The organism is Pedobacter folensis (assembly GCF_056490665.1).
The window spans coordinates 1127668-1141387 of sequence record NZ_JBWJIF010000001.1; the positions used below are offsets into that span (position 1 = coordinate 1127668).

At 40.0% G+C, this 13720-nt stretch carries 6 protein-coding genes; 1 reads left to right on the plus strand and 5 read right to left on the minus strand.

Annotation, left to right across the window (positions count from 1 at the left end; translation table 11 throughout):
- Position 1: 1 nt before the first annotated feature.
- Complete coding sequence (locus AC04QZ_RS04565) at positions 2 to 4000, plus strand: hybrid sensor histidine kinase/response regulator transcription factor (RefSeq protein WP_478356755.1); 3999 nt, start codon at positions 2 to 4, stop codon at positions 3998 to 4000.
- Positions 4001 to 4392: 392 nt separating this feature from the next.
- Here AC04QZ_RS04565 and AC04QZ_RS04570 read toward each other — a convergent pair whose 3' ends face one another.
- The 5 genes from AC04QZ_RS04570 to AC04QZ_RS04590 form a co-directional block, all read right to left on the minus strand.
- Positions 4393 to 6603: an alpha-galactosidase gene (locus AC04QZ_RS04570; RefSeq protein WP_478356756.1), complete on the minus strand. Its 2211-nt coding sequence runs from the start codon at positions 6601 to 6603 to the stop codon at positions 4393 to 4395.
- Positions 6604 to 6656: 53 nt separating this feature from the next.
- Positions 6657 to 8636: an alpha-galactosidase gene (locus AC04QZ_RS04575; RefSeq protein ID WP_478356757.1), complete on the minus strand. Its 1980-nt coding sequence runs from the start codon at positions 8634 to 8636 to the stop codon at positions 6657 to 6659.
- A 67-nt stretch (positions 8637 to 8703) separates the two neighbouring features.
- Entirely contained in the window at positions 8704 to 11040 is a 2337-nt protein-coding gene (locus tag AC04QZ_RS04580) for a glycoside hydrolase family 95 protein (protein ID WP_478356758.1), read from the minus strand.
- A gap of 170 nt (positions 11041 to 11210) precedes the next feature.
- Positions 11211 to 12431, minus strand: a complete 1221-nt coding sequence (locus tag AC04QZ_RS04585) for a DUF4998 domain-containing protein (RefSeq protein WP_478356759.1) — start codon at positions 12429 to 12431, stop codon at positions 11211 to 11213.
- 27 nt (positions 12432 to 12458) lie between these two features.
- The gene (locus AC04QZ_RS04590) at positions 12459 to 13697 is read right to left on the minus strand and encodes a DUF5000 domain-containing lipoprotein (RefSeq protein WP_478356760.1); all 1239 of its coding nucleotides are present in this window, start codon (positions 13695 to 13697) and stop codon (positions 12459 to 12461) included.
- Between the last annotated feature and the right edge of the window lie 23 nt (positions 13698 to 13720).

The following is a 13720-nucleotide window of genomic DNA, read 5'->3' on the forward strand; positions in this document are numbered from 1 at the left end:
GATGGAAAATGGTTTGTCGCAAAATTCGGTGATGGCCATAACGCAAGACAAAAACCAGTTTATCTGGATGGGTACCAGACATGGGTTAAACCGCTATGATGGCTACCGTTTTAAAATTTACAACAATAGCTCCGATAACCTCAACAGCCTTTCAGATAATGTAATTAACACGCTATTGAGTGATAGCAAAGGAAGATTGTGGGTAGGTACAGAAAACGGACTGAATATTTACAATGATAAAAACGATCATTTTTATCGCATCAATAAACGGAGCTCTGCAAATTCTTTTAGCTGCGATTCGGTAGAATGTATATATGAAGATCCTCAAAAAAATATCTGGGTAGGCACATATAACGGCCTCAACCTGGTTATCGATGCCGAAAAGCAGATTTTCAAGAAATTTCTTTTCGATAAACCCAATTATAAATCTGCACTCAACTGTATTTTTTCAATTTTTAAAGACGAAAAACAAAACCTTTGGGTAGGTACTTATAATGGTTTAGTACGTATTTATCAGGTTAAGGGTAAATACCACTTTGAGATTTTCAGGCATAATCCCAACAATCAGAACAGCATCAGTTCTAATGCCGTAAAAAGTATCGTAATCGATAAACAAAAGCGGCTTTGGTTAGGTACCTATAACGGCTTAAACCTATTCGATTACGAACACAAAACCTTTAAACGCTATCAGACCAGTGCTACGGATCCAAATTCGATCATTAATAACGATATCAGGAAACTCACCTGCGATAAAGTAGGCAACATTTGGATTGGCACACAGGAAGGGTTGAGTATCCTCGATCCAAATACCCGGAAATTTAGCAATTACCGTTACGATCCGGAGCAACCAGACGGATTGAGCCAGAATTCTATCCATAGTATTTTCCAGGATCTTAACGGCTCAGTTTATTTGGGGACTTATTACAAAGGTGCAAATGTGGTTTACCCCTCTGCAACACCCTTTACCGTTTTTAGAAATTCGAAGACACGGCAAGGTTTGAGCAGCGATATTGTGAGTGCTATGGTCGAGGATCAAAACCATAACCTGTGGATTGGTACCGAAGGTGGTGGTTTAAATTACGTAAACAGAAGCAACCATACCTTTACCTATTATAAATTAGAGCCAAACAGCAACAACGGCCTCAACTCCAACTTAATTAAAACCCTGTGCCTCGATAAAACCGGGCAGCTACTGGTGGGTACACACCGCGGTGGTTTATACCTGTTTAATGCCGCAGGTCATAATTTCAAGAAAATAATCAATGTTAAAAATAAAAAAAACAACCCCGGGGGTTCAGAAGTCATTGCAATAACTGAAGATAGCTATGGTATGGTTTGGGTAGGCTCAAGGGATGGATTATCGACACTAAAAAAAACAAATGGCCTTTACGCCGCTACAACGGTTAAAAGTCCTTTAGAGCAGAACCTGAGAAACAAATATATTCAGGTTATATTTGAAGATAAGGCCAAAAATCTATGGATCGGAACGATGGCCGGATTATATGCTTATCACCCAGCCACTAAAAGGATTACAGCCTATTATAAGAATAAAACCAAACCAGGAAGTTTAAATTCCGATCATATTAATTGTATTGTTCAAATCCAGAATGGAAATATTTGCGTTGGAACTTCATTTGGAGGTTTAAGTATTTTCGATAATAAAAGTAGAAAATTCAAGAATTACAACGAAAAAGATGGCCTGCCAAACAGTAATGTATTGGGCATCATTGAAGATGAAGAAAACAACCTGTGGATTAGTACTGATAAGGGACTTTCTAAATTGATTACCAAAACAGGGAGATTTATTAATTATACCAAAAGCGACGGGCTTGCCGGTAATGATTTTAATATCCGTTCGTTTTTAAAAGATAGTCGTGGTGAATTGTTTTTCGGTGGTTACGATGGTTTAACCGCCTTTTATCCCAGCCAGATTGATATAAATAGCAATCGGAATGTTGCGCCAATCACGTTTACCGAACTCAAACTGTTCGATAAACCAGTGGCGGTAAATGCTCCCGACGGGCTGTTGAATGAAGATATCAAAAGCATCAAACAGATAACGTTTAAACACGACAACAATAATTTTAGCCTCGATTTCGCCTTATTAAACTACATTAAACCAGAAAAAAACAGTTACCGTTATATCCTGAAAGGCCATAGTAAAGATTGGGTAAAAACCGATGTACCAAGTGTTACGTATAGCGATCTTCCGGCCGGCAATTATACCTTTATCGTAACCGGAAATAATAACGATGGCAATCCGGGCAACAAACCTGCGAGCCTTAAAATCACCGTGCTTCCACCCTTCTGGGCTACCTGGTGGGCGTATCTAATTTATCTGGCCTTCTTCTCGGGTTTACTGTTTTTAATTGTACGTTATCTTTTTGTTCGTGCTTTACTTAAACGGACAGAAGACATCCAGAAAATGAAACTGAATTTCTTTACCTATGTGGCCCACGAAATCAGAACGCCGCTTACCCTAATTCTGGGTCCCTTAGAAAATCTTTCCAAACAATATCAAACCGATACGGAACTCAACCGGCAGATTATTCCGATAAAAAATAATGCCAACAGGTTAATGCGGCTTATTACCGAATTAATGGATTTCAGAAAGGCTGAAACCGGGCATCTTACCCTACACGTTACGGAAGATAATATCGTCGATTTCATCAACGAAATTTTCATTTCCTTCTCTCATCTTGCACAGACAAATGACATACAATACGAATTTGTACGCGGGCAGGAAAACATCAGTCTGTTTTTTGATAAAAGGCAGCTCGAAAAAGTATTGTTCAACCTGTTATCAAATGCATTTAAATTCTGCGATAAAGGTGGTAAAATTTCTGTCACGCTCGTGGATATGGATAATGAAGTGGCGATTAGCATTGCAGATAACGGACTGGGTATACCTGCAGAAAGTTTAAAAAATCTTTTTAGCGATTATTTCCAGGTAGATGAGCAGCACTCCAACCAAATCGGGTCAGGAATAGGTTTGGCACTTTCTAAAGCGATAGTTGAGGAACATAAAGGACATATTGCCGTAGAAAGTACACCTGCTGAAAATGGTGAGCGTGGTTTCACCAATTTTACGGTGAGGTTAAAGAAAGGAAAATCGCATTTTAAAACAGCGATTTTTGATGGGGCAAAAGATTATCCTACCCACCCCAATATCTACACACAACAGCCCGAAAAAGAGTTAACCATTTCAAAACCTGAAAAAGAAACTGATCTTTCTACCGAAACCATATTGGTGGTGGAAGATAATAGTGAAATCAGGCAATTAATCGCATCACTCATTGGCGGACATTACCTCGTAGCAGAAAGTGAAAATGGATTAATGGGTTGGGAAACGGCTGTAGAAACACTGCCCGACCTGATTATCTGTGACATCATGATGCCCATAATGGATGGTATTGAACTTTGCCGCAGGCTTAAGGAAGATGAGCGGACCAGCCACATCCCGGTTATTATCCTTACTGCCCGCTCCTCACATATCCACCAGGTGAGTGGCCTGGAAACCGGCGCTGATGCTTATATCACCAAGCCTTTCAGTCCTGAATTGCTTTTGCTGAATGTGCGTAATTTACTGATGTCAAGACAGGTAATGCGTCAAAAATTCCTGAAACACATTCATTTACAGCCAAAAGAGCTCACCATTAATGCTATTGACGAAGCTTTTATGTTAAAACTGTTAAAATACATTGACGAACACATTACTGATGAAGATTTTGGGGTATCTGAACTGGCTTCGATGGTTGGGATGAGCAGGCCTGTTTTGTATAAAAAAATCAGAAACCTCACCAACCTTTCCGTAAATGATTTTGTTAAATCGATACGTTTAAAGAAAGCGATGGAACTGTTTAAACAAAATAGATTTACCATTTATGAAGTAGCCTATCAGGTTGGCTTTAACGATCCAAAATATTTTAGCAGGGAGTTTAAAAAACAGTTTGGAAAAAGCCCGCGTGCTTTTATGAATGGAAGTGAAGAAGAGGATTAGTTTGGTAAAGAGTCCTTAGTCGGAAGTCAGTAGTCCAAAGTCGGTCAATCAATGAGTTGTATATAGCCCTCATTTGTCATCCTGAGCGGAGTTGAAGGATCTACAGGGTAAATTTTACGTATTTGACTGACGTGATTTGACAAAGGTGCTATGTGAGACACATACCCGAAAATCATATTCCGTCATTGCGCGAAGGCTTTTTCAGCCAACAGCTTGTCCCGACCTTTCGGGGAAGCAATCTTTCTAGCAAGGATGGCTAGCTGGAAAGATTGCTTCGTCGTTCCTCCTCGCAATGACGATCGCTCTACCGGGGGCTGTGCAAAAAAAATGGAGAAACCATTAATTAGATTTCTCCATTTCGCTACACTTCAGTCGAAATGACGAATACCATATTACTTCACCTCTTCTAATTTTAGCACCACACTGGTCCTTGTGGTATTAAGATTGGGGTTAAAACCCACTTTCATTAAGAAATCACCCGTATAGGTTTTAGTAGCATCTATCGATGATTTTGTACCTGGATAAAGGTTGATTTCTTTAATCTGGTATTTCTTCGCTGCATCTAAACCATTCAGTTTAATCGGATATTTACTGTTTTCGCCATACCGGTAGTTCACCAGGTAATTAAAAATAACAGCTTCAGTTTTTTCTGCATTTACATATAACATCGATGCAATGTTGCCGCTACGGGGATTGGCTAACCGGTATTGTTCGCCTTGCCAGATCGTTTGTTTTACATCATTATAGTTTTTAATGGCCTCCTGGCAGAATTGAAGTTCCTTTTCAGGCAGTTTGCTTACCACGATATCAAAACCCAATTTGCCCATCATGGCTACATCAGTACGGAATTTAATAGGTTGTTTTCCCCAGTCGGTTACATGGTTAGCACTGCTGATGGCCGGATAAAAATAAGAGTACTCCCATTGCATAAATATGCGCTCTAATGGGTCGGTATTATCGCTCGGCCAAAACTCTGTAAAATACTGTAAGGCAGCATAATCTACCCTGCCGCCTCCACCAGAACATAACATCATGGGTACCGTTGGGTATTTTGCACGAATTCTTTGCAATACACTATACAATCCCCTTACATAATCGATGTAAAAATGAGATTGATTTTTTAAGTGCGCGGTGTATGCGTTGTAAATGACCGCATTACAATCCCATTTAATATAAGCCAGTTTCGGATTTTTATTAAACAGGCCATCCACCACACCAAAAACAAAATCCTGTACTTTTGGATTGCTCAAGTCGAGTTCTAATTGGTTCCTGAAATAGTATTCAGGTCTGTTAGGCTGTTTCACCACCCAGTCAGGATGTTTTTCATAAAGTTCACTTTTAGGGTTAACCATTTCCGGTTCTATCCATATTCCGAATCTGGTTCCTACGTTATCGGCCTCTTTTACCAAAGAAGCTATTCCGTTTGGCAATTTCTTCTTATTCTCCTGCCAATCGCCAAGTCCGGCATGATCATCGTTACGCGGATATTTGTTTCCGAACCAACCATCATCAAGCAAAAAGAAATCGACACCTAGTTTTTTGGTATCTTTTAATAAATCGGCCAGCTTTTGCTCATTAAAATCGAAATAGGTGGCCTCCCAGTTATTTAAAAGGGTTAACCTGCTGCCTTTTCCATCTAATATTTTATAGTTACGTGCCCAATCTTGCAATTTTCTGCTGGCATCGCCTTTTCCCTGATCAGAAAAAGTATATAAAAAAGCAGGGGTTGTAAAAACTTCACCAGCTTTTAAACTATAAGGAGAGGCATAATTGTTCATTCCGGCAATAATGCGGAGGTTATCCTGGTAATCCAGTTCAAGATCGATCTTGAAATTACCGCTCCATTCCATCGCCCCATACAAAACACTGCCTTCATTTTCTTCTGCTGGTTTATCTAACGAAATCATAAAAACCGAAGGTTGAAATAAATTTGCCCTCGTACCCAATTTGCTATCTAATGTTTTAATACCATGGGTGATTTCACTTTGTTCAGGTTGCATTTCTTTAGCCCAATCGCCATGATACTGGTTTAGCCAAAAACGCGGTGATTTTAAATGCAGATTGGCTGAGGCATATTTATGCAGCACCACAGTTCCCTTTTCGCTATGTTTAATCTCTGTCCATTGTTCTATCACATCCTGTTTGTAAAAAGATTTATAGAACAGGCTTACCTCAAAATTATAAACGGGATCTTTTAATCTGATCTTTATTAAACTTACATTATCATCAATAGCAGTAACCGTATGATCAACGTATTTCAGATCAAGCGAGTTATTACCATCGGCATGGGTAACGCTAATGGCGGGTTCGACCAGGTTTCTTGATCCTGAAGGCGTATACACCGAATTGAGCTGTCCGGTATAATCTTCAGTCTGTTTATATTGTGCGGTAACCTGGGCATATTCTTCTTTGTTAGCCAGTTTTTTTCCAAAAAATATGGTGTTTACATCTTTTTTGGCATTGGCCTGTAGCACCAAAGCATGATGCGCGGTTTCGATGGGGATGATACTTTGGGCTTTAATATTGCCGATGGTAAAAAGTGAAACGGCAAGGGCTAATGCCCCATGTTTCATGTAACCTGCAATTAGATCTGATTTGTTCATTTGTGTTTTCAATGTTAATCGGGTAATGTTTATCGGTAGTAGTTGATATAAGTTTATTTTTTAAGTGTTATTTTAATCATAGTGGCATCTTTTCCGGCTAAATTCAGGGCCTGGTTGTTTTTTAAATCTTCTGTTTTCTGTGTGAGTAAATTTTGGGCACTGTACACCTCATCTTTATTTAAACCAATCCTCGAAAAATCTAACTTAAAAGGTTTTGTTTCATCGTTATAATTAAATATGGCCAGGTATTTTACATTTCCAACCTGTTTTACAAAAAGCTGTGAGGCCAGTTTAGCCCTGTTCCCTTCTACCGGAACAAAAGCTTTTCCATCCTGTAACACCTGAAGAATTTCGGTATTGTTCAATAAACGCTGAGCGGTACTGCTCCATTTTCCTTGTTTGGAAAAATCATCGCCATTGATGCAAGTCCCTGTAACGATTGCGGATAGAAATCTAGCCGTATTTTCCCCATCAGATTGATCAGAGAATACCACATGGTCGGCATCGATATAATCGTAGAGATAGGTTTGCCACCAGCCGTTGCTCAGGCCGTTTAAAGTATACTCTGTATCTTTTATCGATTTAAAAGCATCGCAGGCTATTCTGCGCATATGTATATATCGTGCGGAAGCTAAACTTGGCGATATGGCTGCATAAACGAGCATTTTATGATCCAATTGTTTTAATAAAAATTCCATGCCTGCTTTATAAGCCTGCATTCCGGTGGTAATTCTGGAATCGTAAAAATGATCGGATTCTATTGCTGCGTGACCTAAAAAGTCGATTTTAATCATTTCAAAACCACATTCCTTAAACTTTTTGATAACGGCAGCCATGCGTTGCTGAGTACCCGGATGTGTTGGATCTAAGGCCCTTGCACCATCTATATCGTGGTAACCTGAGCCAACCTTGGTCCACATTTCGCCAAATGTATAATTGCTGCCTTCTGCCTTGCGGTTGCCGCCTCCGGCAAATCCCCAGTCAACAAAAGGTGCCCAATAAATTCCGGGTTTTAATCCTTTCGATTTTGCATAATCAGCAAAGGCTTTTAATTTGGAGTAGTCGCCTGTTAAGCCTCCTTTTAACAGGTTATCCCAATAAGAATCGAGGTCGATATAAGCCACACCACCACTTCTGAAGGTTTTTAGGCTATCAGCAAAAAAATCGACTACCTGATTGGCCTTTTCGAGTGTTATTTTCTCTTGCATTACCCCCCAACTGTTCCAGCCTACAGGAGTTCCGGCTTTCCTTTTAAAAACAAGAGGCGGTTCTGCTATGCGGTTAGCCTTTGCATAGTTTTCCATGCCCGAACGCCAATCGGCAAAAGCACCAAAAAATACCTTCGCAGAACTGATCGAATTGCCTTTTAAATAACCATGTTCAATTTTATCCCGGGTGATGTTTTCTTCGGTATAACCACAAATGGCCTGTATAGCTATTTTTTTGTCGCTATCTGCGGCGGTAATGATGCCTGTTTTCCAGTTGCTGTGTTCTATAGATCCGATGATAAAACCATTTCTGGATTGATCGTGGTATAAAGCGGTAACCTCTGCACTCGGATTGCTGGTATTGGCCTTCAGTGGAACAGCATGGTAAGAAATAAAGGTATCGTTATCAAACGGCACGAATAAACTGGTGGGTATGTCTGAAACCTCCCGGTCGGTTAAATTTCCGCTTAAAGGCACCATGTGGTTGATGGATAAATTAACGCCTTGTAAAGTAAGGCCAATCATAAAATAATCCAGACCTGAATAGGTATAAAAAACCTGCTGCATATTAGGCAAACCAGCTTGTTTCAACAGGAAAACATGTTTAAATCCATTTCCAAAACCATCTTTGATAGCCATTTTGGTGTAGCTAATTTGCCGGTAATCTGTTGAACTGAGTATCTTTTTCTGATACCCTGCCTGAGAAAAACCATTTGATAACAGTTGCGTAGTGCCATTTAAAACCTGGAAAGTGCCGGTTTTAAGGTTATAGTCTATTTTTCCAGCTTTACCATAATTGATTATAACGGCAGATGCAGACCGCATTGAAAACAATAGGATGAATAAAATCAAGAATAACTTATGCCTGAATAAAAATTTAAAAACCATGTGTTTATTTAATTTTGGTCGACATTATCTCGGTTAATTTTCCATTCATTTTTAGCTTTACCTTTTGTGGGGTGGCCGAAGCGATGCTGTAATGGGTAATTTTACCATCTTTCCAATTTATGTCAACTGTAAAATTACCTCTGGCTTTTAATCCTTTAATTTCACCAAAACCTTTCCAGGCATCAGGAATAGCAGGTAACAGTTCGATAAAACCATCATGGCTTTGGATTAGCATTTCTGCAATAGCTGCCGATGCGCCAAAATTACCATCAATCTGAAATGGTGGCCCGGCCGATAACATATTTGGATAAACACCTCCACCAGCGCCGTAATTAATATCCGTTCGTAAAGTAGGTTTTAAAATCTCTCTAAACAGTTTAAAAGCCCGGTTTCCATCCTGTAGTCTTGCCCAAAATAACTGTTTATAAGCAATTGACCAACTTGGCCCGTCATCTCCCCTTACTTCAAGCGTTTTCTTTGCCGCCTCCGCAAGTGCGGGCGTAGCTGTTGGGGTAATTAATCCAGCAGGGTAAACCCCGTATAAATGTGAGATATGACGGTGCTGAGGATCGGTTTCTTTATAATCTTCCAGCCATTCCTGTATGCGTCCGTCTTTACTGATTACACCTACTGGTGGAATAGATTTTAATTTTTCCTGTAATGATGCACTAAAGGCTGCATCAGTTTTAAGCAGTTTAGCGGCTGTAATTACGTGGTTAAAAAGTTCTCTCACAATCTGGTTATCGATTGTTGGCCCCATCGAAATACTCGCAGTTTTTCCGTTCGGAAGGTAGAAGGTATTCTCCGGCGATACCGAAGGTGAAGTAACCAACCAACCCGTTTTTGGATCTTTCACTAAGGCGCTTTGATAAAATGCCGCTGATCCTTTCAAAATCGGATAAATACTTTTCAGGTATTTTAAATCGCGGCTATAGGCAAAATGATCCCATAAATTGCTGCATAACCAGCCCGAACCTGCATTTGATGCGCCCCAAGAAGCACTTTCGCCAGGCTCTGTAAATCCCCATACATTCGTAATCACGTGGGCTATCCATCCATCAGCATTGTAATAGGCTTTTGCTGTTTTTGCCCCTGGTCCGGTTAAATTTCTTACCAATTCAGCCAGTGGAAGGTTTAACTCCGAAAGGTTGGCGGGCTCAATAGCCCAATGGTTCATCTGTACGTTTACATCTAAGTGGTAATCGCCATTCCATGGGGTATTAATCTGGTTTGCCCATAAGCCCTGAAGGTTTGGTGGTAAAAGCCCTAGCCTTGTACTGCTGATGCTTAAATAGCGACCAAACTGGAAGAACAAAGCGCTTAACGAAACATCATTTTTGTAATCTTTATAGAAGCGCTCTAACCTTACATCTGTTGGCAGTTTGGCTGCTTCGCCCTCTCCTAAATTGATTTTCAACCTGTTGAAAAGTTTACCAAATTTTGAGGTATGATTGGCCAGTTCCAAGCTGTAGGCCTTCTTTTTAGCGTTTTGTAAAACTTGTTTTACCCTCGCTTCAAAATCGGCATGTTTAAAATCGGTTTCTGCCGCAACATAAATAATAAGCTCAGTTGCATTTTTTACTTTGATGATATTTCCTTCATTTGTTACTGTACCATCTTTCAGTTGAGTGCTTACGCGGCTCAGGTATTTCATCCCCTTACCATCAGTGCCGTTATCGAGTTGACCAAACATCAGCAGTTCATTACCTTCGCTAGCCAGTGTTGCTTTTTCTGGCCTGCTGATGGAAATATTGCAGTTCAATTTTTTAGGCTGATCTGCCGTGATCCTGATTACGTTTACATCATCATCAAAACTGCAGAAATATTCTCTTTTGTATTTTACGCCATCGAGCGTAAATTCGGCCACTGCAACGGCTTTATCTAAGGATAAAGATCTTTTATAGGTCTGTGGACTTAGGTTTTTTACACCTGGGTAATCAAAATCGAGCTGAAGGTTTCCAAGGGTTTGGTATTTACCCCAGTTTGCGCCACCCGATCCCTGCCCTTTGCAAACAAAATCGCGGTTAACCAATTCCTGGGCCTCATCATTCTTGCCTTCCAATATCAGCTGCCTGATTTTGGGCAAACTTTTGTAGGCTTCGTAATTGTTGGCATCTTGTTTTCCGCCGCTCCACAAGGTAATATCGTTCAATACAATATGCTCCCTGGTAATTCCGCCATCTGGTGTCATGCCGAGTTTACCATTACCTAAAGGAAGGGTTTCTTCCCAGATTTTGGCCGGTTTATCGTACCATAATGTTAAAGGTTGCTGTTGGGCAGCGGCATTTTTACCGATAAAAAACGAGCATAGTGTAATAAAAATAAGTTGCTTTTTATACATTTTATTTGTGTGTTGTTGTACGATATGAATTTGATCCTGCCGTCGGGATCGTCATTTCGAACGGAGTGCAACGAAGTCGAGAAATCTTTCTAGATAGATCTCTCCATTCCACTGCGCTCCAGTCGAGATGACGGAATTAAATTATTAATCAAATTCAATTATATAAAAGATTACTGTTTATTCCAGAACCTGATTTCGCTCATATTGCTATAATTTCCATCACCAGTGGTTACATGTTTAATCCTGATGCGAATATAACGAATTGGTTTTCCTGCATTGTCAAGTTCCGCCGTAATTGCGTTTTTACCATCATCAGTTCTGGTTACATCTTTTAAAAGCGTCCAGCCCTTACTGGTGGCTTCAGCTGGCCAGCCATTATTGCTTGCTGATAAGGTAGTTGTGGCATTGGTTAAATCAGCTATCCCCCAAACTTCAAAGCGATCAGGATTATTACAACAATCCCTTCCGGTTTCTTCTATACGCGATAAATTGGTATATACTTTACCTAAATCGAAAGTTATTACATGTGGCATACCACTATTGCCGGCACTGTGAAAAATGTTCGGATAGCCTTGCGGTCCAACGCTTCCATCCCAAAGTTTACTGATGCTGGTACCCGATTCGTAAGTTGGCGCATCACCTGGCAAACGAACTTCACTAAAAAGTGAACGATCGCAAAGTACATAAGTAAAAATCTTGGGGAAAGTAGAAAAATCGCTTACCGAAAATACATCCAGCGATCCTTTACCCGGAATATAAGATGATTTATAGGTAATATCGGTTCCGGCTTTATAATCAGTAAGTGTAATAGCGGTATCGGCGGGTAAAAGCGTTTTATCTACACTTGTACCTGCTGTATTGGTATATCTGATTATCGTATTGACGTTGATGGTATCAGGTGTTTTAAAATTTAGCTGAACAGAACCATTGCTGTTTATCACATATGGTGTGATAGCATTGTATGGCCTGTTCAATAATCCAGATTGATATAGCGGGCCAAAAACCCGTACATTTCTAGCCTCTATCGGAATAGATTTATGCCCCTGGGCATCGTACGAATAGATGGTAAACGTGTAGGTATATTCGCTCAAATTCGGAATAATCACCTTTATCGTATCTGTTGGATTATGACTGCTCGCCGTAACGACAACCGAATCGGCGTTGTTATTCCAATAAACCACATATTTACTTACACTTGGATCAGGGCTGGGATTCCACCATAAAGCAGTTCTTAAATTACCAGGTTTGGTTACAATGTTGGCCACACGGCCAGGGTAAATAATTTCACCGTCTTTTAAAAAATCTTTAAAAGCAAGATCATCTTTGGTACAGCTAAGTATCACTGTAACCAACAGCAATAGCAAACCGCTAATTTTATATATACTTTTCATGTTCGAAAATTTATCTTCTTATATTAATTATCTTGGGTCGCCGTAAAAGGCCATTTCCATGGCGTGTGCAAATGTACCGTTAGACCATGTGGTGCTTACCGATAAACGGATATAGCGAACTTTAGGGTTTGTTAGCGGAAAGTTGAAACTTACACCAGCTTTTACAAAATCGTTATCTGCAGTGGTGTGTGCTACGGGTGCCTGGCCCGAAGGTGGATTTGGATAATTATAATTCCCCATGTTTATCCAATCGCCTATAACCGTACCTACCGGTGCAGACAAAGGCAGTTGCGCATCGCGTGGAACAGCTACATCAGAGCCCCAAATGGAGAATACTTTTGGATTTCCATGCCCATAAGCAAATTTGTCGCCACCATCTGGTCTTTCCCATAAAATAAAGCGACTTAATTTTGCGCTGATACCTAAACCAAATGTTGCTATTGCAGGCATTGCACCACCTGGTGCCGTGTGCCATCCGTTCGAGTTACCGTCTGTTTTGCCATCCCACAAATAAGGAAGATCCCAGCCATAGGCAATTACGCCATCAGATGGCAACCTGTATTGAAAAAACTTCCCTCTATCCAACAAGGTTTCAAAAAATGGGGTAACTGTTTTATAGGTGGTATCAGAAATATTTCCAAAATTATCCGTTACGTAATACCCAATCTTCTTCGCAACCGGTGCATAACCCCTAACCGAATAATCGAAAATTTCGGTTTTGCCATAATGCTGATCAATTACATCCGAAGTATTGTTATCGGCAACATTTAAAAGAATTATACCCAAATTGTTTTTTAAAGGATTAGTTCCCGTAATTTTTATGCCTCCAAAATCAGCCTCGGCATTAATCGTTGGCTTTAAAAGCAGGTATGGTGGCGTATCGGGATTTACCTTTACGATAACGGGATCTGACTTAACCTCTGCCCTGCTTACCGCATACAACGTAACATCATAACCCTGTTTTTTCGCAAAGCCATCTACCATAATAGAATCGGAATAATAACTCGATTTCGTTTCTCTAGTCGTTACACCGTTTATTTTGTACTGCGCCAGCACATACAAAAGATTTTTCGAGTTTGGCAAAGAATAGGTAATGTATGCGCCGCCATTAAAATTATCAACTTTAATATTGGTTACCACCCCAGGCTTGGTCATATCTGAAGAAGCCGGATCGTTATAGGTTTCCATTTTTTTGCAGGCAGCTATGCTCACCAAAACAGAAACGATAAAGATTAGGTAAATACTATTTTTAATATTTTTCATCATTTTGAATTTATTTTCAATGGTGA